The organism is Streptomyces griseorubiginosus (genome assembly GCF_001514195.1).
Classification (GTDB): Bacteria; Actinomycetota; Actinomycetes; order Streptomycetales; family Streptomycetaceae; genus Streptomyces; species Streptomyces griseorubiginosus.
In genome coordinates this window covers 175,874-196,947 of the sequence record NZ_KQ948737.1, presented here as the reverse complement: position 1 = coordinate 196,947, position 21,074 = coordinate 175,874, and the positions used below count along the sequence as shown (strand labels likewise).

Genomic DNA, 21,074 nt, shown 5'->3' with positions numbered 1-21,074 from the left:
ATGACGCCTACCTAGGGACAGGGCCTGTGGACATCACCAGACGACAACTCGGCCGACTCGCCGCGGTCGGCACCGGCGCACTCCTGCTGCCGGGCCTGCTGTCACCGGGCAGAGCAGCGGCAGCCGCACTGTCGGCCGGAAAGTGGGGCGACCAGGGCGACGGCACCTACGTCAACCCCGTCCTCCCGGGCGACTTCAGCGACTGGGACTGCATCCGCGTCGGCACCGACTACTACGGCATCACCAGCACGTTCGGCTACTCGCCGGGTGTCGCCGTGCTGCACTCGAAGGACCTGGTCAACTGGCGCACGCTCGGCGGCGCGGTCGGTGACGTGACCCAGATCGGGTCGGAACTCAACTGGGACCGGATGAACCGCTACGGCCGCGGCGTGTGGGCGGGGGCCATCCGCTTCCACGCGGGCCGGTACTGGGTGTACTTCAACACCCCCGACGAAGGCTTCTTCATGACCTCGGCCGCGTCACCGGAAGGGCCCTGGGATCCGCTGACGGCGGTGTGGCGGACCTCCGGCTGGGATGACCCGTGCCCGTTCTGGGACGACGACGGGCAGGGCTACCTGGTCACCTCGCACTACTCGGACGGCTACAAGATCAACCTGTTCAGGCTGTCCGCGGACGGCAAGTCGCTGGTCGGCTCACCCACGGTCATCCACCAGTCTTCGGGCAGCGAGGCCAACAAGCTGTACAAGATCAACGGCCTCTACTACCACCTGTACAGCGAGGTGAAGTCCGAGGGCCGGGTGCTGATGATGAACCGCAGCTCCAACCTCTACGGCCCCTACGAGACCAAGCAGTTGTTGCACGTCAACACCTCGGCGGACCGCGAGCCCAACCAGGGCGGGCTCGTGCAGACCCCGGACGGTGCCTGGTACTTCGTGACCCACCACGGCCACGGTGACTGGGAGGGGCGCGTGCTGTCCCTGCTGCCCGTGACCTGGATCGACGGCTGGCCCATCCTGGGCCAGGTCGGCACCGACGGCATCGGCACCATGGCGTGGACCGGCCAGGTCCCCGCCGGCGGCACACCCGGACTGCCGGTCGACGCGCTTCCCTCCGTGGTGACCAGCGACCTGTTCACCGACACCCGCCTCAAGCCCCAGTGGGAGTGGTACTACCAACCCCGCGCGGATCACTGGTCGTTGACCGAACGCCCCGGCTACCTCCGGCTGAAGGCGTTCGCCCCACTGGCTGGCGACAACCTGACCAAGGTCGGCAACACCCTCACCCAACGGGTGCTGCGCACCGCGGGCGGGGGGACCGTGACGGTCCGCCTGGAACTGGCCGGCCTCGCCGACGGCCAGCACGCCGGACTGTGCCACTACGCCGCCACCTACGCCGGGTTGGGCGTCCGCCGCTCCGGTAGCACCACCGCGCTCGCGTACAACGCCGGCGGCACCCTCACCAACGGCCCGGTCGTCACGCAGAACGCCGTGTGGCTGCGCACCACGTGGGACGTCAACGGCGTCAGCCAGTTCTCCTACAGCCTCGACGGCAGTGCGTTCACCTCCGTCGGCGGGACCTATCAACTCACCTGGGGCGGATACCGCGGCGACCGGATCGGCCTGTACACCTACAACCCCACCAACACCGGCTACGTCGACGTCGACTCCGTGCAGTACACCATCGCCCCCGCCAGGGCCTACACGTGTGTCAGTGTGCGCAGCGGCAAGGTCGCCGACGTCTCCGGTGGCTCGACCGCGGACGGCGCCGGCCTGATCCAGTGGCCCGACAGAGCCGCAGCGAACCAGCAGTGGACCTTCCAGTCCACCGCGGACGGCTATCACACCATCACCTGCGTCCGCAGCGGCAAGGTCCTCGACGTATCGGGCTCCTCGACCGCGGACGGCGCGCGGATCGTACAGTCGACCGCGGACGGCCGCGCCAGCCAGCAATGGCAACTGCGCCCGCTGACCGGAGGCGCGTTCACCGTGGTCAACCGCAACAGCGGCAAGGTGCTGGATGTCACCGGTGGCAGCACGGCCGACGGCGCCGCGCTCATCCAGTACACCGACAGGGGCAGCACCAACCAGCAGTGGACCTTCAAACGCGTCCCCGGGCAGTAGGACGGTCACCGAGCGGTGTGCATGGTGAAGGTGCACACCGCTCGTCCGTCCGGTCAGAGCAGCCCGGGCTGCTGCCACGCCGTGCCGAGAACCTGGTGGTCCAGGAAGTTGAGGAACGTCTCGTACCACACGCGCGCGTGGTTCGGCTTCAGGATCCAGTGGTTCTCGTCGGGGAAGTAGAGGTACTTCGCCGGGACTTGGTGCCGTTGGAGTTCCTGGAAGAGCGTGGCGCCCTGCCCGACGGGCACGCGGTAGTCCTTCGCCCCGTGGATGATCAGCATCGGGGTGCGGATCTTCGCGATGTCGAGGTGCGGCGAGTCGGCCTCGTACCGGTCGGGGCGGGTGAGCGGATCGCCGAAGATCCGCTGGAAGTACCAGGGCACATCGGTGTCGCCCTGGAACATCCGCAGGTCCCACAGCCCCGCATGGCTGACGATCGCCTTGAACCGGTCCGTGCGGGTGGCGACGCGGTTCGCCATGTATCCGCCGTACGAGCCGCCGGCGAGCGCGGTGCGTGAGGCATCGATGTCGTCGCGGGCCTCGGCGGCGTCGGTCAGCGCGATCACGTCCGTGTAGGGGCGCCCGCCCCACTGCCCCCAGCCACGCCGGTGGTTGAGCTGCCCGTAGCCCGTCGACAGGGCCGGATCCGGCAGCAGCACCGCGTACCCGCGCGCGGCGAACGGCCAGGGGTTCCAGCGCCAGGTCCAGCCGTTCCAGCTGGAGTGCGGTCCTCCGTGGACGGCGACCAGCAGGGGAGCGGGCCGTTCGGCGGACGCGCCCTCGGGCAGGACGAGCCAGCCGCGCAGCAGGAACCCGTCGTCCGCCTCCACGTGCACCTCGGTGAGGGTTCCGGGCAACTCCCCGACGCCACCCGGCGCAGGCAGCTGTGCCGGAGTCTGGTCAGCGGCGTCTGCGTCGATCCGCACCGGCGTCGGCGGCGCGTCGACCGCATGGCGCAGGGCGTAGAGCGTGCGCCCGTCGGGGGACACGGTCAGCGAAGCGTACGCACCCGACGCGGTGAGGCGGGTGACGCCGCCGTCCGGGTCGCGCCGGAAGACGGGGGCGTGCCCCTGCTCGTCGGACGTGAAGAAGAGCGTGTCGTCCACCGGCGAACAGACCACGCCACCGGGCCAGTTGTCGAAACCTGGCAGCAGGTCCTGCACCGTGCCGTCGGCCAGGTCGATCCGGACCAGAGTCGCGTCCCAGGGCTCTTCGTACGTCGCGTAGCGCATCCGGCAGCACACCACGGCCGATCCGTCGTGGGTGAATCGCGGCCCCTCGTAGAGGTGCTCCAGATCACCGACGACGTGGACCTCCTCACCGCTCACCGCGTCGGCCACCACCACGGCGGTGCGATGCCGGTCCGGGACCTGCCCGGGTATGAACCGGCGGTACGCGACCCGAGTGCCGTCCGGCGACAGCACCGCGTCCCCGGGATCCTCCAGACCGATGCCCTGCCCGCCGGCCACGACGGGCTCGGCGTCCACCGAGGCCCGGACGAAGATGTGCGGCTCCGCCGGGCCGAGGTCGTGGTCCCAGGCGCGGGTCGGCCCGCCCTCGTACAGGATCGCGGTGACCTTCGCGTCCTTGCGTGCCGCGCGCAGCTTGCCGTGCGCCTCGGCGTCGGCGGCACCGGGCAGCAGCCCCGCGGTGAGGCACAGTGCGCCGGAGTCCCGGGCGACGGTCGCCGCGGTGATTCCGCCCGCGTGCCGGGCCACGACGACGGCCTCCCCGCGCGGTGGCAGCGCCCACAGCGCGGGGCCCTCGTCCTCATCTCCCTCCGCTGCGGCGCGTTCCGACAGGAAGTACAGCGTGCCGTCCGGGCCGAACACCGGTGCCGACTCGCCCTTGTCGGACTGGGTCAGCCGTAGCGCGTCGCGTTCACCGGTCTGATCGATCTCCCACAGGCCGGACACGAACCGCGTCCCGTCCCCGGACAGCGACTGCACGGAGGCGACCAGCCGAGTGCCGTCGACCGACAGGGCAAGGGAGTTGACGCGAGAACAGGCGACGAAGGCGGACAGGTCACGGAAGGTGGACGGACCACCGGAGGACTCCATCATGCGGACGATTGTCACCCGCGCACCACGATCACCACCACGCGCCGACCGACTTCGACGGGGATCGCCGGCCCGCGGGAACTCAGGCGCCGTCGCCACCGGGGCGGTGTTCCACCCAGGCCGGCACCGTCCGGGCGAACTCCTCCGGCACCTGCTCCGGTGCCACAGTGCGCCCGTCGGACAGCACACGGGTCTCGCTGCCGAGTGCGGCCGCGAACCTGGGGAGGGAGGGGGGCGAGTAATGAGCACGGGAATGCCGTTTCGTCGAAAGGGCCGGTGTCGAGGCAACGCGGACCGCCGGTGCCGCACAGACGTGGGTGGAGATACAGAGGAACCCCAGCCGACGCACGACCGGGGTTCCTCGAGGAGTGAGTGCGGGCCGGGCGGCTCAGTGCCGCAAGGTGAGGATGCCGGGCCGATACGGCAGGTTGTCGTAGGAGGTGTTCTGCGGTGTGTCAGGGGACTTGCCCTGGTACAGGAACTGAAGGTTGCAGGGGTCGATGGTCATGGTCTGGTCGGGGTTGTTGCGGACCAGGTCACCGTGACTTATGTCGTTGGTCCAGGTGGCGCCGCTGTTGGCCTTGCCGGCGAAGGGGTTGGACTCGGTGGCGGCCTGCGGGGTCCACGGACCGTTCAGGCTGGCGGCGGTGAAGGAGCGGAAGTAGCGCTGCTCACTCGCGCCCCGCGCTTCGACGATCATGAGGTACTGGTTCTGGCCCTGGACCTTGTACACCTGCGGCGCCTCGAACAGGTTCTTCGTCGTGTCGCTCATGACCGTCGTGTACGACGAGCCGAAGCTGCCCGGGAAGTCGCCGATCGGCATGCTCGACTTGTAGATCTTGCCGTTGTCACCGGCGAAGAACAGGTACATGTTCTTGTCGTCGGCGATCAGGGTCTGGTCGATCGGGCCCGTGGCGGACTCCGAGCGGGGGATGCTGCCGGTGAACAGCGGCTGCGGCGCGGACCAGCTGTTCGGGTCGGTGGGGTCGCTGGAGGTGCGGTAGTTGAAGGCCCAGCCGCCGCTCCACTGGGACGCCAGCACCCAGATCTTCTTGGGCGCGAAGTAGAACAGCGTCGGTGCCACCGCGTTCTGGCGCATGCCGGTCTGGCGGGCGGATGCCATGTCCGACCAGTTCGTGAAGGGGCTGAACGCCATCGAGCCGTAGGCCGAGCCCGAGAAGTCGGACCCGTAGACCAGGTGCTTGCCGTTGTAGGTGACGGTGGTGAAGTCCTTCAGCGAGGCCCACCCGTTGGCTGGCAGCGCCAGCGCGCCCGTCGAGGTCCACCGGTACGTCGACGGAAGAGCACACGTGTGGCTCGTCGGCGCCGCGGTCGTCTCGCTCTTCGGCGCCGCGGTCGCCTGGAAGGTCCAGCGCTGGTTGCCGCCGCCGTTGGTGTCCCAGATCTGGACGGGAGTGCCGTTGGCGGTCTTGCCTCCGGGGATCTCCAGCGCCCGGCCGCTGGCGACGTTGGTCAGCGTGTAGGTGCCGTCACTGTTCCGCTGGGCCTTCCAGTGCTGGTGGGCGCCGCCGTTGGCGTCCCACACCGTCGGCCTGGTCCCATTTGCCGTCCGGCCCGCCGGTTCGTCCAGTACGCGGCCGCTGGCGACGTTCGTGAGCGTGTAGGAGCCGTCGCTGTTCCGTACGACCTTCCACTGCTGGTTGGAGGCCCCGCCGGCGTCCCACACCTGAAGAGCGGTGCCGTTGCCGTTCTGTCCCGCGGGCTCGTCGAGCACGCGTCCGGCGGCTGCGTTGGCGAGCGTGTAGACGGTGCCGGAAGCGATCTCCCCAGCCTGTGTGCCGCCGCTGCCGGAGCTGCCCGCACTGCCGACACTGTTCAGCGTGGCGAGCACCGCGCTGTAAGCGGGCTTCTTGGTGCCACCCGCGTCGAACAGCAGCGCGTTCTCACCGGTGCGCCAGGAGTCGCTGTCCCGGATGCCCCACACCGTGATGCCCGTGCAGCGTGCGACCTCGAGGCAGTCCCGGACGGCGTCGGTGTACGCGGTGGCGGACGCCTGGGCGATGTCGAGCTCGGTGATCTGCACGTCCACGCCGAGCGCGGCGAAGTTGGACAGGGTGGTCCGGAAGCCGGCGGGCGGGCCGCCGGCGCCGAAGTGGCTCTGGAAGCCGACGCAGTCGATGGGCACACCGCGGGACTTGAAGTCCTTGACCATCTTGTAGACGCCCTGGGTCTTGGCGTCGGACCAGTTCTCGATGTTGTAGTCGTTGTAGCAGAGCTTGGCGGAGGGGTCGGCGGTCCGGGCGGTGCGGAAGGCCTCCTCGATGAAGCCGTTGCCGAGCACGTCCTGGAAGACCGAGCTGCGGTGCCGGCCGCTGCCGCCGTCGGCGAAGGCCTCGTTGACCACATCCCAGGCGTAGATCTTGCCCTTGAAGTGGGCCATCTCGGTGGTGATGTGGTTCTTCATCACACTGCGCAGGGTGTTGGCGTCGGTGATGGACTTGACCCAGCCGGGCAACTGGGAGTGCCAGACCAGGGTGTGGCCGCGCAGGCGCTGGCCGTGCGTGGAGGCGTGGCTGACGATCGAGTCGGCGGCGGCGAAGCTGAACGATCCGCGGGAGGGTTCGACGGCGTCCCACTTCATCTCGTTCTCCGGGGTGATCATGTCGAATTCCCGGTCGAGGATGGCGGAGTACGTGGAGTCGCCGAGCCTGCCCGCGGCCACTGCCGTCCCGAAGTAACGGCCGCTGCCGCCGGCCGCGTCGGCGACCGTGGTCGGCGTGCGGTCCTCCGGCGTGCGTGCGGCCAGTGCGACCAGCGGTACGGCGGCCCCCGCGGCGGCGAGGACCGCGGCGGCGGCGATCACGCGGCGGATTGCCGGACGGCGGCGATGAGAGCGGTTCTGATCTGGCAACGGCCTGTCTTTCTTGCACGGTGGGCCTTGCTCTGGGACCCAGTTGCCTGCCAGTTGCCGTAAGGGGCACAAAGGTTGCCGTGATCGGGGAGGAATGTGGCCCGCAGGCCAAGGAAGGCGCCGCACTTCACTGACCTCGACGCTGCCGGCCGGTGACCCGAGGGCCGGTTGTGTCGCGGGTTGGGCGCACCCAGCCTCACCCACGCCGTCGTCGCGTGGCACCTCCAGGCCGTTCATGGGCGGCGTGCACGCCGTCGGGGGCCACGACCGGCCCCGCCAGTGTCCAGCCCTCCGCGGTCACCTCGGCGTGCACCTCGCCCGGGGTGACCTGCTCGCCGCAGTGGGCGCAGGTCGGCCGGGGGGTGAAGTCGTGGTCGTGGTGGCGCAGTTGCATGGGTGGGGAGGTGGTCAGCCAGCGGTCTCCCCAGCGCAGCAGTTCGCGGATGACGCCGAGCAGGTCGCGGCCGGCCTCGGTGAGGTAGTAGCCGTCGTGGCGCGGCTCGTCGGGCAGCGGGCGGCGCTCCAGGACGCCGTCGGCGACCAGGCTCTTGAGCCGGGCGGACAGCCGGTCGGTGGGGGCGCCGGTGTTCTTGGCGATCTGGCGGAAGCGGTGGTTGCCGAAGGAAACCTCGCGGACGGCGAGCAGCGACCACCGGTCGCCCACCACCTGAAGGGCGGCCGCGATCGAACAGGGGCGGCCGGGGACCTCGTACGGGTCGATGCGTGGTGTGGTCACGCTCCCAGTATCCCGCGCGAGCTTTGAATATCAAAGCTTGGGCAATGTCGGGACCCGCGACCCTGCTGTGGTTTGAATCTCAAAACGCGTCGTGCTTCGCTGGATCCATGAGCCCATTGGTTTGGTTTTCAAAGCAACGTGTGGCGTCGACCGTCATCCTTCTGGCGGTCTTCATGACCAACCTCGATCTGTGGATCGTCAACGTGGCGCTGCCCGCCATGGGTTCGTCCTTCGCCTCCTCCTCCGGCCGGGTGGCCACGCTGGGCTCCTTGTCCTGGGTGCTCAACGCCTACGCCATCGTCCTGGCGGCCCTCCTGGTCGTCGCGGGTCGTATGGGGGACCGGATCGGGCAGCGGCCGGTGTTCCTCGCCGGTGTCAGCGTCTTCACGCTCGCCTCGCTGGCCTGCGCCCTGGCGCCGGACCTGGGGACACTGGTGGCCGCCCGAGCCCTGCAAGCGGCAGGCGCCGCCGCCCAGCTGCCCACCTCCCTGGCGCTCCTGCTGGCCTCCGTGCCGGCGGAGCACCGCACGCGCGCCACCCGCAACTGGGCGGCCGTCGGCGGGCTCGCCGCCGCCGCGGGCCCCGTCGCCGGCGGACTGCTGGTCCAGGTCGACTGGCGCTGGGTCTTCGTGATCAACGTCCCCCTCGGCATCGCCACCGTCGTGGCCGGGCTGCGGGTCCTGCCCTCGACCACGCGCCGGGAGCAGGGCCGCCTGCCCGACCTGATGGGCGCCCTGCTGATCACCCTGGCGATCGCCGCCCTGTCCGGCGGACTGGTCCAGGCGCCGGACTGGGGCTGGCTGGACGCCAGGAGTGTCACGTTGTTCGCCCTCGCGCTGGTCAGTGCCGCCGTGTTCGTCCGCCGCTCGCTCCAGCACGCTCACCCGCTGTTCGAGCTGCCCCTGCTGCGCCTTCCGCAGTTCGGCGCCGCGAGCGCCGGCACGTTCGTGTTCGGCGTCGCCTTCGCCATCATGCTGTTGTCGAACGTCCTGTGGTGCCAGGAGATCTGGCACTGGAGCGCCCTGCGCACCGGCGTGGCCATGGTGCCCGGCCCCGCCCTGGTCCCCGTCGTCACCCTGCTCACCGCGCGCGCCGCACAACGCCTGGGCCACGGGCCGCTGGTGACGACGGGCGGACTGCTCTTCGCCGCCGGGATGCTCTGGCGCACCTGCTTCGCCTCCCTGAAAGCCGACTACTGGCTCGACCTGCTGCCCAGCCAGGTCCTGGGCGGCGTGGGCGTCGGCCTGACCCTCGGCACCCTGGTCGCCGCCGGTGTCAGCTCCTTGCCCGGCCACCGCGCGGCCACCGGATCGGCCCTGGTCAACTCCGTACGCCAGATATCCGCCACCGTGGGAGTCGCGCTCCTCGTCGCCATCGTCGGCACCCACGTCGGTCCCGCGCAGCGGCAGGACTTCCGTGCCGCATGGCTGGTGGCGGCGGCGCTGAGCGTGGCCGCGGCCGTCGTCGGTGTGCGGATCACCCGCACTGCCGCCCGCACCCGCGAGGCCGCCGCCTCGGCTCCCGCTCCGGTCGCCTCCCTGACCGACCCGCGCCGCACTGCGTGATCGCTGCCTCCGCGCCGGGCGCGAGCCCAGTGATCGACGCACTGGATGGCGGGCGTACGGGCCGTTCGGGCGCTGTTGCCGTTGCCGTTGCCGTTGCCGTTGTCGCTGAGGCGCGGGCTGCCGCCGCGCTGGACGTCGTCCGCTTCGACGTCGAGGTCTCCGAGCGCATCTTCAGGTCGTGTCGGCGGAAGGCGGTTGTCATCGCCACGACCACCCCATCACCTGCGTGCCGTGAACTCAGGGGCGGCACCTCGCGAAGGCTTCCCGGCCCGCTTGAGACCGTTCGTCCTGCGCACCACGGTCGCCGCGGCCTTGCGCGAGCCGCGGCGACCGGTCTCGGGGCTTCTCCCTACGCCTGGGGAACGCCCGCGGGGGCGGGGGTTCGGGTGGCGCGCAGGCGCTGGGCGAGCAGGGCGAGGGCGCAGAGGGCGGCGACCGTTGCCGCGTAGGTGACGAACGTGTCCTTCAGGCCGGCGTGGGTGGCGGCGATGCCGGCGATCACGGCCGGGATGCTGAAGGCGAGGTAGGAGATGACGAAGGCGACGGACAGCAGCTCGCTGCGTTCGGCGGGCCGGGCTATGCGGGCCAGGGTGCCGAAGCTCGCGAGGGCGGAGCCGCCGAAGCCGACGCCTGCGATCGCGGTTCCGGCCGCGGCCGAGGCGAGGGAGTGCTCCTCCACACCGGTCAGGGCGACGGCCGTGCCGACCAGTAGCAGGGTCGCGCTCACGGCGAGGGTCCGTCCGACGGGCCAGCCGCGCAGGGCGAGAGCGGTGAGGAAGGCGGGGCCGGTGAGCAGGGTGACCACGAGTCCGCCGACGACGTGGCTGGAGAGGCCGAACAGGCCGACGGCGACGGACGGGCCCAGGGAGAGGTAGAGCCCGCCGAGCGCCCAGCTCGCGATGAGGATCGGGACCAGGCTCAGCAGGTCGGCCCGCAGGTGGGGGGCGATGCGCAGGCGGGGCTGAAGGGAGCGGGCGGCGCCGGGGCGGCGCAGCGAGGTCTCGGGCAGGGCCGACAGCAGGGCGCCCGCGACGACGAGGGCGACGAGCAGCAGGACGTAGACGAGGCGGGTGGGGTGCGGGCCGTACTCGATCAGGAGCCCGCATCCGAGCGAGCCCAGTCCGAGTCCGAAGGTGGGCGCGGTGCCGGTGACCAGACCCGCCCGGTGCGGGGCGTGCGCGGGGTTGAGGTCGGACAGGGCCGCGCCGATCGTGGTCATGGCGGCCCCGGTGGCGATGCCCTGGATGAAGCGGGCCGTCAGGAGCAGGCCGACGTTGCCCGCGGTGAGGAACAGGACCATCGAGACGGCTTCGAGGGTGATCGCGGCCAGCAGGACCGGGCGGCGGCCGAGGTGGTCGGAGAGAGCGCCCAGGACGAGCAGCGCCCCGATCATGCCGAGCACGTAGACGGCGAACACCGTGGTGAGGGTGGTGGCGGAGAAGTGCCATTCCTGCTGGTAGACGACGTAGAGGGGGGAGGGCGCGCTGGAGGCGGCCATGAACAGCACGAAGACGACCGCGAGGGAGGCGAAGGCGACGGGACGGCTCAGCCGTCGTCGCCTCTCCTCCGGTGGCGCCGGGCGGTCGGTGGTCGGCGGGGTGGTGGGCTGGAGCTGGGACGGGGCGGGACCGGACACGACGCGACTCCAAATGCAGTGATCGATGCGTTTAGGACGCTACCACTAACGCAACGATCAGTGCGATAATTTCCCCATGGCTGAATCGTCGACCCAGGTACGTCCCGGCGGCCGCTCCGCGAAGGTGCGGGCGGCGGTCCACCGCGCCGTCGCGGAACTCCTCGCCGAGGAGGAGGCGGAGACCCTGACCCTGCCCGCGGTGGCCGCACGCGCCGGCGTCCACCCCACCACCCTGTACCGGCGCTGGGGGTCCACCGCCCAGCTCCTCAACGACGTCGCCACCAGCCGCTTCACCGACGACCTGGTCGTCCCCGACTCCGGCTCCCTCGAAGGCGACCTCCAGCGCTGGCTCGCCGACGTGGCCACCGACGTCGCCGACCCGGACACGCTCGCCCTCATGCGGGCGACCATCGGGTCCGGTCCGGCGGGCGGCTGCGCCTGCGTCGAGGACCGCCACCGCCAGCTCGGCGCGATCATCCGGCGCGAACAGGAACGCGGGGGAGCGGCACTCGACGTGGAGAGCGCGGCGGACTTCCTTCTCGGCCCGCTCTACTACCGCGCCGTCTTCACCGCCGAGCCCGCCTCCGCCGACTGGGCCCGCACTCTGGTGTCCACGTACCTGGCGACGCTTCGGACGTCGTGAGCCGCCCCTGAAGCGCGAGGGCCGGCGAGGCGGATGCCAATGAGAGGCCGCGCCGCCCGGCCAGTGCTCAACACGCGGTAGGCGCTTGTGCGATGGTCGGTTTCGCCCTTGGGGCAAGCCGCGCTCGGCCGATGAAGCTCAGCGAGTCGAAACAGGCTGGGCCTTGAGCGGGGGGAGGCGAGTCGGGATCCGGAGGCGGGTGCTGCGACCGAGGGGCCTCTGAGCAGCCGCCCCGCCTGGAAGGCCGCGACGGGCCTGACGTCCCGCGGCCGTGCGAGCCGTACCTGCTACCGGCTTCACACCGGGCGGACGGTCGGGCGGCGGTGTGCGCGGGATCGTCGGCCGGCGCCGACCACGCTCGCCGGATGGCGCGGACGGGTGCGCTGACCAGGCAGTCGTCCACACTCTGGTCCAGACCGGAAGCGTCAAAAAATGTAAAGACCGACCAGCTGCACCAGCTGATTCCATCGGAAGGCAAAGACGCCGGGGACTCCGAACCAGACACCAGTGCTGCCGTCAGCAGTTTCTCGCCCGGGCATCTCGACTCGACTGATTTCAGCTTCAGTTGTTGACGACTGACACGGATGGGACTACAACCCGAGAGAGCGCTCTCACGTCTGCTGTTGCTCCACCCGCACACACGCCGAACCGGCCAGGAGACCCGCATGCAGAGTTCCGTCAGCGCACCCCTCCACAGACCACCCAGCGACGTCCCGCGCACCCGCTTGGCCCTGGGCCTGGTCGTCGTCCTGATCGCCGCCTTCTTCACGGCCCTGGCACCGTCACCCGCTCACGCCGCCGACCAGCTGCTGTCCCAGGGCAGGCCCGCCACCGCCTCCTCGACCGAGAACGGCACCTTCCCCGCGAGCGCCGCGGTCGACGGCAACACCGGCACCCGCTGGTCCTCCGCCTTCGCCGACCCGCAGTGGATACGCGTCGACCTCGGGTCCGTCCAACAGCTCAGCCGCGTCAACCTCGTCTGGGAAGCCGCCTACGCGACGGCCTTCCAGATCCAGACCTCCACCGACGCCACCACCTGGACCACCGTCTACTCCACCACCACCGCCACCGGCGGCACCCAGAACGTCACCGTCTCCGGCAGCGGCCGCTACGTCCGCCTCTACGGCACCGCGCGGAGCACTCCGTACGGCTACTCCCTGTGGGAGTTCCAGGTCTACGGCCCCGGCGGCACCACACCGCCGGACGACTTCTGGGGCAGCACCGGCGACATACCCCCGGCGAGCAACGCCGTCGAGGTCAAGATCCTCAACCGGACCAACGGCAAGTACCCCGACAGCCAGGTGTACTGGAGCTTCAACGGCCAGACGCACTCCATCGCCGAGCAGCCCTACCTCGACATGCCGGCCAACTCCGCGGGCCGCATGTACTTCTACCTCGGCTCACCCAACGGCCCCTACTACGACTTCATCGAGTTCACGGTCGGCAACAACGTCTTCAACGGCAACACCACCCGCGTCGACGCCTTCGGCCTGAAGCTGGCGATGCGCCTGCACACCAAGGACGGCTACGACGTCGAGGTCGGCGAGAACCGGCAGACCTTCGCCGAGGACCGCGCCACCACCTTCCAGCGCTTCACCGACGCCGTGCCGAACGAGTTCAAGGTGCTGGCCCGTACCCAGGCCCCGTACCGCATCATCGCCCCCGGCAGCGACCCCAGCTTCCGAGCCGGGGGAGTCAACGCCGCCTACTTCACCTCCTACGCCCAGTCCGTCGGCGTCAACGCCGCCACCTCCGACATCTTCGGTTGCGCCGCCTCCCTCGCGGGCAACCCCGACATGTGCGCCGCCCTCAACCGCCACGTGGCCACGCTGCCGGCGTCCCAGCAGTCCGACCCGGCCCAGTTCTACAAGGCGGCACCGGCCAACTACTACGCGAAGTTCTGGCACGACAACGCCATCAATCACCTCGCCTACGGCTTCCCCTACGACGACGTGGCCGGCCAGTCCTCGTTCGTCTCCCATGCCAACCCGCAGTGGCTCCTGGTCGCGGTCGGCTGGTAGCCGCCGTGTCGGTGCGAGCGCCTGACACGTCGTTCCGATGACCGACGCGTCCGGCCGGGCCCCGCCGGCCCGGCCGGACGCACGAGGTGGGAACCACCCCCTTCCGCGAACGGCACGCGGCAGTGCACCTCCAGTCGCACGCCCGGTTCCGGAAGCGGAGTCATCGGACCGCCGCCGCCCGGGACGCGGGCCGCCAGCCCAACTCCGGTGCGATCAGGTGGCGTACGTCGTGCAGGATCTGCTCGTACTCCTCGCGGTGGAACTCGTACGGCAGCTCCAGACGCAGCTCCGACACCTGGGCGAGGACGGGATCGGAGGCCAGTTGCTCCAGGATCTGCTCGGCGGTTCCGACCAAGTCCGAGGCGAACAGCGTGCGTTTGGGACCCTGAGGGGCCAGGGTCCGTTCGTGGCGGCTCGCCGCGTAGGCGCGGTAGCGGGCCCGGCCGGCCGCGTCGGCGCTGTCGAAGGGCACGATGACCCGGCCCAGCGCGACCCGGGACACGGTGCCCGCGGGGAGCGTGCGACGGTACTCGGCCAGCAGGTTCAGCTGGGCCGTGGCGAAGTCGTCGGTGCCCTCACCCGTGACGATGTTGCCGGACAGCAGGCTCAGCCCGTTCTCGCCGGCCCAGCGGACCGAACGCAGACTGCCGCCGCCGTACCAAATACGGTGCGCAAGTGCGGGGTTGTGCGGTTGCAGACGCGGGCGCTGGATGTTTCCGGGGGAGTGGATGACCGTGTCCGGGCCGCCGAGGTAGTCGCCGCGCAGGTGGTCGAGGACGCGGGCGATCCGGCCGTACGACAGGTCGAAGCCGCGCCAGTCCCCGTCGTGCACGAGGTCGCCCAGCAGCTCGGCATGAGGCATCCCGGTGCTGAAGCCGATCTGGAGGCGCCCCCGGGACAGGACGTCGGCCAGGGCGAGGTCCTCGGCGAGCCGGAAGGGGTTCTCGTAGCCGATCGGGATGACCGCGGTCCCCAGCTCGATCCGCTCGGTGCGCTGGCCGGCCGCGGCGAGGAACACGGCCGCCGAGCCGACCCCGTGTTCCAGGTGGCGTTGCCGGATCCAGGCACCGTCGAAGCCCAACCGCTCTCCGTACTCGAAGAGTTGGAGCGTCTCCTCCAGGCCCGTGTACGGATCGTCGTCGGCGAAGTTGCCCGGGGTGAGAAGAGCCAGTGACGTGATGGTGGGAGTGGGCATGCGGGGACCTCAGCTCGTGGTGGACGCGGGGGAGGACACGCGTTGGCCGGGTATCGCCGCGAGCAACTCGCGGGTGTACGCGTGGCGTGGGCGGGTGAACAGCTCCTCCGGCGGGCCCGTCTCGACGATCCGCCCGGCCCGCATGACGGCGACCTCGTGCGCGATCTGCCGTACGACGGCCAGATCGTGCGAGATGAAGAGGTACGCCACGCCCGTGTCGGCCTGCAACTCGGCCAGCAGGTCGAGGACTTGGGCCTGCACGGACACGTCCAGCGCGGAGACCGGCTCGTCGCACACCACCAGGTCGGGGGAGAGGGCGAGCGCGCGGGCGATCGCCACCCGCTGACGCTGTCCTCCGGACAGTTCAGCCGGACGGCGCTCCAGCGTGGCGGCCGGGAGCGCCACCCGGTCGAGCAGGTCGCGTGCGCGGGTGAGCCGGGAGGCGCGGTCACCGACCTTGAAGGCCCGCAGCGGCTCGGTGATCACCTCGCCGATGGAGAAGCGGGGATCGAGTGAGGCGTACGGGTTCTGGTAGACGAGCTGGGCGCGGCGGCGCAGCTCTCTGACCCGGGCGCCGCGTGCGGCGGTGACGTCGGTGCCGTCGAACAGGATCTGTCCGGCGCTCGTGTCGGTGAGACGGAGCAGCAGGCGGGCGGTGGTGGACTTGCCCGAGCCCGACTCGCCGACCAGGGCGAGGGTGTGGCCGCGGTGCAGGGTGAAGCTGACGTCGTCGACGGCGCGTAGGGTGCGGGGGCCGTCCCCGGCGCGGGGCAGCCTGAACTCCTTGACGAGGTTGCGCACTTCGACAAGGGGCGCCGTCTCCGGCGCGGGCTGTGCGGCAGGAGTTCGGGACCGGGTGGTGGTCAGGCTGGGGGCGCTGGCGAGCAAGTGGCGGGTGTACTCGTCCTGCGGGTCGGCGAGGATGTCACGGGTGGGGCCCGCCTCCACGACCTTGCCCTGTGACATCACGACCAGCCGCTGCGCCCGGTCGGCGGCGACCCCGAGGTCGTGGGTGACGAGCAGGACCGCGGTGCCCGACTCCTCGGTCAGGCGCTGGAGATGGTCGAGGATGACCCGCTGCACGGTGACATCGAGCGCGCTGGTGGGCTCGTCGGCGATGATCAGCTCCGGCTTCGCCGCGATGGCGATGGCGATCAGGGCGCGTTGGCGCATACCGCCGGAGAGTTCGTGCGGGTACTGCCGTGCCCGGACGGCCGCGTCGGGCAGCCCGGCCCGGTCCAGGACGGCGATCGCCTCGGCCGGGGCCGAGCGGCGGGTCGCGAGTCCGTGGATGCGCAGCACCTCGGCGACCTGTTCACCGATCCGCTTGACCGGGTTGAGGGAGACCGTCGGGTCCTGGGGGACGAGTCCGATCCGTGCGCCCCGCACGGTGCGCAGCTCCGCCTCGGACAGGCTGGCCAGGTCGTGGCGGCCGAAGCGGATCGTGCCCGCGTCGATCTGCCCGTTGGCGGCCAGCAGGCGGGTGACCGCGTGGGCGGTCGTGCTCTTGCCGGAGCCGGACTCGCCCACCACGGCGGTCACTTGTCCCGGCAGGACGTCGAGGTCCACGCCCCGGACGGCCGGGACCGTGCCGCCGCGGGTGCGGTACGACACGGACAGGCCGCGTATCTCCAGCAGTGGTGTGGTCACGTCCTCACCGTTCTCGTGTTCGTCGGTCATCGCTGCCATTAGCCGTCCAGGGCGCGGGCGATGCGGTTGGTGGCCAGGACGGTCGCGGCGATCGCCAGTCCGGGCAGTGCGGTCAACCACCATGCGTTGGCGAGGTAGTTGCGGCCGTCGGAGATCAACGTCCCCCATTCCGGGGCGGGTGGCGGCGCGCCGTAGCCGAGGAAGCTCAGCGCGGACACGGCCAGGATGGAGGCGCCAAAGTCCAGCGTGGCCAGGACGATCACGGGGCCCGCGGCGTTGGGCAGCACATGCCGGCCCAGCACCGCGTACCAGCGGGTCCCGCACGAGCGGGACGCCTCGACGAACACCGCCTGCCGCACCCGCAGCACCTCCGCGCGTGCCACCCGGGCGAACGAGGCGACGCTGGCGATGCCGACCGCGACCGCCACCTTCACCGTCCCGTAGCCGAGCGCGGTGACCAGGGCCAGCGACAGGAACAGCGCCGGGATGGACAGCAGCACGTCCACGAAGCGCATCAGGACGTCGTCCACCCAGCGGCCCACGAACCCGGCGACCACACCGAGCAGTCCACCGACCACGAACGAGACCAGGACCGCGATGATCGTCGCCTTGAGGGACAGCTGGGCGCCGTGCACCACGCGGGAGAACACATCGCGCCCCAGCTCGTCCGTGCCGAACCAGTGCGCACCGCTCGGGCCGCGGAAGTTCTGCGACGGCACCCCCTTGAGTGGATCCTGCGAGGTGAAAAGGTCCGGCCAGAACGAGGCCAGCACCACCAGGACGACCGTGAGGGCGGACAGCAGCAGACCGGGCCGGCGCAGCAGGAACCGCAGCACCTGCCGCACCTGGACCCGGCGCCCCGCCCGGGCTCCGGTCCCGGTGCCGTCGGCTGTCGTGCTGAGCGGTCGGCCGAGGCCGAGAGCGGCCTCGGCGGGGGCGTCGACGTCGTCGGCGTCGTCGACAAGGCTCTGGCTCTGCATCCGGCTCATGCGAAGCTCGCCCTTCCGCCCGAGGCCACCACGATCCGCGGGTCCAGGAGCGGATAGACCAGGTCGACGACGAGGTTCGTCGCCACGAAGATCAGCGCCCCGAACACCACCACCCCCTGGACCACCGGCAGGTCCTGGACCGTGACCGCGGCCGCCGTCACACGGCCGAGTCCGTCGCGGGAGAACACCGTCTCGACGACCACCGAACCGGCGACCAGCTGTCCCACCAGCAGACCGACGACCGTCAGCGCGGGCAGGGACGCGTTGCGCAGCGCATGCCGCACATGCACTCGCCACCGGCCGGCGCCCTTGGCGCGCGCGGTCTCCACGTACGCCTGGTCCAGCGCGGTGAGCAGGCTCTTGGCCAGCACCTGGGCGACCAGCGCGCCGGTCGGGATCGCCAGCGTCAGGGCGGGCAGCACCAGATCTCGCAGACCGTCGTTGCCGAACGCCGGGAACCAGTGCAGCCGGAAGGAGAACGCCTCGACGAGCAGCAGCCCCACCCAGAACGTCGGTACCGACACCCCCAGCGGGGGCAGCGACAGCAGGAGCTGCCGCAACCACCGCAGGGAGGTGTACGTCGCCACCACGGCGAGACCCCCACCGAGCAGCACCGCTAACAGCAGGGCGGCACCCGTCAGTTGAAGGGTCTGGGGCAGCGCGTCGGCCAAGGTGGAGGTCACCGGGCGGCCCGTGGAGACCGCGTCGCCGAAGTCGCCGCGCACCGCCCGGCCGAGGTAGTCGGCGTACTGCACCAGGATCGGCTTGTCGAAGCCGTACTCGTGCCGCAGCGCGGCCAGCCGGGCCGGGTGGACGTCCCCCGAGTCCATCCCGGCGCCGGCCATCGCGGTGACCGGGTCACCGGGCAGGAAGTCCAGCACCAGGAAGGACACGGTGTACGCCGCCCACAGCACCCCGACCGCCTGCGCCAGCCGTTTGATCACATAGCGGCGCATGCGTCAGCCGATCCAGGTGTCGTGCAGCTGGATGCGGCTGCCCGAGTCGAAGGCGAGACCGTGCACCCTCTTCGTCACGGCCAGCTGGGTCTGGAGCTCCACCACCGGCACGTTGTAGGCGTTCTGCACGATCAGCTTCTGCGCCTCGTCCACCAGCTGCTTGCGCTTGGCCGTGTCCGTGGTCGCGGCCTGTCCGGAGAGCGCCGTGTCGAGGGAACTGGCGGGCAGCCGGTAGAAGTTGGCCAGCTTGCTGGAGAAGGAGCTGCGCAGGATGTCGGGGTCGGCGCGGGTCACGTTGCCCCACACCAGGTCGAAGTCGCCGCCCTGGAGCGTGGTGGCGAACTGGCTGACCTGGTTCTGCTTGAGCGTCACGTCGATCCCGACGGCCTTCAGTTGCTGCTGGACGAGTTCCAGTGCGGGCTGGTTGGTGGCCGCGTTGGGGAACCAGCTGATGACCAGGCTGAGCTTCTTGCCGCCCTTGGCGCGGATGCCGTCACTGCCGGCCTTCCAACCGGCGTCGTCCAGCAGGGACTTGGCCTTGGCCGCGTCGAAGGCGAGGTCCGCGGAAAGGTCGGTGTAGTCGGGCGTGGTGTGCGCCAGGACGCTGGTCGCCGGCTGGGTGCCGGTCGGGAACACGGTGTCGGCGATCTGCTTGCGGTCGACGGCGGCGAGGATCGCCTGCCGCACCTTCACGTCCTTCAGGACGGGCCGGGAGTTGTTGATCCCCAGCCCGAACACCACACCCGGGTTGGCCCGGCGCAGGAGAGTGACCTGACCGCCCTTGAGGGCCGCCTCGTTGGCCTTGCCTACGCTGCTGATCGCGTCCACCTGCCCGGACTGGAGACTGCCGGCCCGCACCCCCGGCTCGGGCACCACCTTGAACACCAGCTTGTCCAGGTAGGCCTCACCCTTCTTGGTCCACAGGGAGGAGCCCCAGTCGTACCCGGTGCGCTTGGCCAGGGTGATCGACTGGTTCTGCACGTACTGCTTCAGCACGAACGGCCCGGTCCCGACGACGCCGTCGCTGCACTTCTGCTGCGGCGTCTTCTGCACGCTCGCCGACGACTCGATGCCCAGCGAGTGGGTCGAAGTCGCCTGGAGGAACTGCGCGTTGGGCTCCTTGAACGTTACCTTGACGGTGAGCGGGTCCACCGCGACGGTGCTCTTGACGCTGCTCAGATAGCCCTGGGCGAGGGTGCCGAGCGCGCCGAGCTGCGGCACCGCGTCGAAGTTGTCCTTGACGACCTGTGAGGTCAGCTTGGAGCCGTCGCTGAAGGTGACACCCGGGCGCAGATGGAACGTGAACTGGGTGGCGTCGGAGTTGATGTCCCAGCTCTTGGCCAGCCACGGCACGATCTTGCCGGTCTCGGGGTCCTGGTCGGTCAGGGAGTCCACGATCTGGCGCACCGAGTAGATGCTCTCGTTGCTGCCGACCTGCTGCGGGTCCACGCAGCCGGCGTCCGAACCCACCGCGAAGGTCAGGGTGCCGCCTGACGTCGGCTTGCCGCTGTCGTCGCCGGAGCCGCCGGCGCCCGAACCGCAGGCGGTCAGCAGCACGCCGGTGGTGAGAAGGGCGCTCAGCGCCGCCCATCGAGGGGATCTGAAATCCGGAAATGCAGTCACGGGGTGGTTCTCCTACTCATGTCACCAGGCACGGGGTGCCTGCAAGGCACGGGCGCGCACGGGCGTGCGACCCCGGCCGGCACGGTGCCGGTGGCGGGGGAGCGCTGTGCAGACAGGGATCAGGGGGAAACGGGGATCCGGCGGAGCAGCGGGATCAGCGGAGACCGGGACCCGGCGGAGCAGCAGGATCAGCGGGGACCGAGACCCGGCAGAGGAGCGGGATCAGGTGGAGAGGGGTACGGCGACGACCGGTGCCGGACGTCGGCCGGCGCTGGGAACGCGCGTCAGGCCCGACAGAGACAGCTGGTCGAGCGCTTCAGATCGATGTGCCGACGGCGCGAGAGCCGGGAGAACACCATGGCCCCGGCGAAGGAGGCACTGGAGTCATCACTGTGACGAGACATGCCGGTCCTTCCTGTCCCCGGCCCCGCTCAAGGGGCCACGCGCTTGCGGGATCATCGATGATTCCGCCGGGCTTTCACCTGGAGCACCCCACCGCGTCGGAGGGTTGCCGGTCAGCCAGCCAGGGCTTGACGCTGACACTCAATGCCGTTCGTGATCGTACGGAGCGGACTTGTCGTAGGTCAATGCCGCAACCGTGACGAGCCACGCCTGAACTCAGCCGTGTTCCTGCACGAACTTCACCCGGTGGCCCTCGGGATCGTGCAGCCAGGCGAACCGAAGCCGCCCGTCCGGAGAGTCGGTTGGCCCCTTCAGGGGCTTGCCGCCTGCTTCGAGGGCCCTGCGGTGCATGCCGTCGACGTCGTCGCACCACAACACGACCTCGGTGTTCTCACCCGGTGTCGTGGCGATGCCGAAGAGTTCGCCGCCCACGCGGGCCGAGCTGAGCCCGATCCGCACACCGGCCACCTCCACCTCGACCTGGTGCGGCTCGCCCTGCGACGGGAAGCGGAAACGCTCGGGCATGCCGAGGCGACGGAAGAACGCGGCGCAGCGCTCCACGTCGTCACACCACAGGTTCACCTGGAACGCCTCGAACTCCGCCATCCTGACACGCTACTCCGCGCCGGATCGCCGAACTGCCGC

The 21,074-nt window shown here is 70.5% G+C and carries 15 protein-coding genes and 1 riboswitch; of the genes, 4 read left to right on the top strand and 11 right to left on the bottom strand.

What is annotated here, in order from left to right; translation table 11 throughout:
* Window positions 1-26 precede the first annotated feature (26 nt).
* Window positions 27-2,081: a family 43 glycosylhydrolase gene (locus tag AQJ54_RS19425; RefSeq protein WP_062238971.1), complete on the top strand. Its 2,055-nt coding sequence runs from the start codon at window positions 27-29 to the stop codon at window positions 2,079-2,081.
* Between the two features lie 53 nt (window positions 2,082-2,134).
* Here AQJ54_RS19425 and AQJ54_RS19420 read toward each other — a convergent pair whose 3' ends face one another.
* From AQJ54_RS19420 to AQJ54_RS19410, 3 genes are all read right to left on the bottom strand, one after another.
* Window positions 2,135-4,144, bottom strand: a complete 2,010-nt coding sequence (locus AQJ54_RS19420; RefSeq protein WP_062238969.1) for an alpha/beta hydrolase family protein — start codon at window positions 4,142-4,144, stop codon at window positions 2,135-2,137.
* A 385-nt stretch (window positions 4,145-4,529) separates the two neighbouring features.
* Complete coding sequence (locus AQJ54_RS19415) at window positions 4,530-6,965, bottom strand: non-reducing end alpha-L-arabinofuranosidase family hydrolase (protein ID WP_062238968.1); 2,436 nt, start codon at window positions 6,963-6,965, stop codon at window positions 4,530-4,532.
* Window positions 6,966-7,209: 244 nt separating this feature from the next.
* Window positions 7,210-7,749: a winged helix-turn-helix transcriptional regulator gene (locus AQJ54_RS19410; RefSeq protein ID WP_079069930.1), complete on the bottom strand. Its 540-nt coding sequence runs from the start codon at window positions 7,747-7,749 to the stop codon at window positions 7,210-7,212.
* Between the two features lie 140 nt (window positions 7,750-7,889).
* Between AQJ54_RS19410 and AQJ54_RS19405 the strand changes: the two genes are divergently transcribed.
* Window positions 7,890-9,314 (top strand): MFS transporter, encoded by a 1,425-nt coding sequence (locus AQJ54_RS19405; RefSeq protein ID WP_248845386.1) that lies wholly within the window; start codon window positions 7,890-7,892, stop codon window positions 9,312-9,314.
* 349 nt (window positions 9,315-9,663) lie between these two features.
* Here AQJ54_RS19405 and AQJ54_RS19400 read toward each other — a convergent pair whose 3' ends face one another.
* Window positions 9,664-10,950 carry an MFS transporter gene (locus AQJ54_RS19400; RefSeq protein WP_062238964.1) on the bottom strand — a complete coding sequence of 429 codons (1,287 nt, stop codon included), beginning with the start codon at window positions 10,948-10,950 and terminating at the stop codon, window positions 9,664-9,666.
* A gap of 76 nt (window positions 10,951-11,026) precedes the next feature.
* Between AQJ54_RS19400 and AQJ54_RS19395 the strand changes: the two genes are divergently transcribed.
* Complete coding sequence (locus AQJ54_RS19395; RefSeq protein WP_062019480.1) at window positions 11,027-11,593, top strand: TetR-like C-terminal domain-containing protein; 567 nt, start codon at window positions 11,027-11,029, stop codon at window positions 11,591-11,593.
* A 665-nt stretch (window positions 11,594-12,258) separates the two neighbouring features.
* Complete coding sequence (locus tag AQJ54_RS19390; RefSeq protein WP_062238962.1) at window positions 12,259-13,614, top strand: beta-1,3-glucanase family protein; 1,356 nt, start codon at window positions 12,259-12,261, stop codon at window positions 13,612-13,614.
* A 160-nt stretch (window positions 13,615-13,774) separates the two neighbouring features.
* Here AQJ54_RS19390 and AQJ54_RS19385 read toward each other — a convergent pair whose 3' ends face one another.
* From AQJ54_RS19385 to AQJ54_RS19360, 7 genes are all read right to left on the bottom strand, one after another.
* On the bottom strand, window positions 13,775-14,809 hold the full coding sequence (locus AQJ54_RS19385; protein ID WP_062238960.1) for an LLM class flavin-dependent oxidoreductase: 1,035 nt from the start codon (window positions 14,807-14,809) through the stop codon (window positions 13,775-13,777).
* A 9-nt stretch (window positions 14,810-14,818) separates the two neighbouring features.
* On the bottom strand, window positions 14,819-16,489 hold the full coding sequence (locus AQJ54_RS19380; protein WP_062240385.1) for a dipeptide ABC transporter ATP-binding protein: 1,671 nt from the start codon (window positions 16,487-16,489) through the stop codon (window positions 14,819-14,821).
* Window positions 16,490-16,497: 8 nt separating this feature from the next.
* A complete protein-coding gene (locus AQJ54_RS19375) occupies window positions 16,498-17,448 on the bottom strand; it encodes an ABC transporter permease (protein WP_248845385.1) in 951 nt (316 codons plus the stop codon).
* Window positions 17,445-18,404, bottom strand: coding sequence for an ABC transporter permease (locus AQJ54_RS19370; protein ID WP_062238956.1), 960 nt, complete (start codon window positions 18,402-18,404; stop codon window positions 17,445-17,447). Before AQJ54_RS19370 ends, AQJ54_RS19375 begins: the two co-directional genes overlap by 4 nt.
* Before the next feature lie 3 nt (window positions 18,405-18,407).
* Window positions 18,408-20,027 carry an ABC transporter substrate-binding protein gene (locus AQJ54_RS19365; protein WP_062238954.1) on the bottom strand — a complete coding sequence of 540 codons (1,620 nt, stop codon included), beginning with the start codon at window positions 20,025-20,027 and terminating at the stop codon, window positions 18,408-18,410.
* Between the two features lie 284 nt (window positions 20,028-20,311).
* On the bottom strand, window positions 20,312-20,386 hold the full coding sequence (locus AQJ54_RS47600; RefSeq protein ID WP_342781970.1) for a putative leader peptide: 75 nt from the start codon (window positions 20,384-20,386) through the stop codon (window positions 20,312-20,314).
* A gap of 79 nt (window positions 20,387-20,465) precedes the next feature.
* Window positions 20,466-20,578: riboswitch (SAM riboswitch) on the bottom strand.
* A gap of 67 nt (window positions 20,579-20,645) precedes the next feature.
* Entirely contained in the window at window positions 20,646-21,035 is a 390-nt protein-coding gene (locus AQJ54_RS19360; RefSeq protein ID WP_062019466.1) for a VOC family protein, read from the bottom strand.
* Window positions 21,036-21,074 lie beyond the last annotated feature (39 nt).

Coding starts and splice junctions, on each gene's coding strand:
- AQJ54_RS19420 (WP_062238969.1), bottom strand. CDS start 4,144: ATGATGGAGTCCTCCGGTGGTCCGTCCACCTTCCGTGACCTGTCCGCC.
- AQJ54_RS19395 (WP_062019480.1), top strand. CDS start 11,027: ATGGCTGAATCGTCGACCCAGGTACGTCCCGGCGGCCGCTCCGCGAAG.
- AQJ54_RS19375 (WP_248845385.1), bottom strand. CDS start 17,448: ATGAGCCGGATGCAGAGCCAGAGCCTTGTCGACGACGCCGACGACGTC.
- AQJ54_RS19390 (WP_062238962.1), top strand. CDS start 12,259: ATGCAGAGTTCCGTCAGCGCACCCCTCCACAGACCACCCAGCGACGTC.
- AQJ54_RS19370 (WP_062238956.1), bottom strand. CDS start 18,404: ATGCGCCGCTATGTGATCAAACGGCTGGCGCAGGCGGTCGGGGTGCTG.
- AQJ54_RS19385 (WP_062238960.1), bottom strand. CDS start 14,809: ATGCCCACTCCCACCATCACGTCACTGGCTCTTCTCACCCCGGGCAAC.
- AQJ54_RS19360 (WP_062019466.1), bottom strand. CDS start 21,035: ATGGCGGAGTTCGAGGCGTTCCAGGTGAACCTGTGGTGTGACGACGTG.
- AQJ54_RS19380 (WP_062240385.1), bottom strand. CDS start 16,489: ATGACCGACGAACACGAGAACGGTGAGGACGTGACCACACCACTGCTG.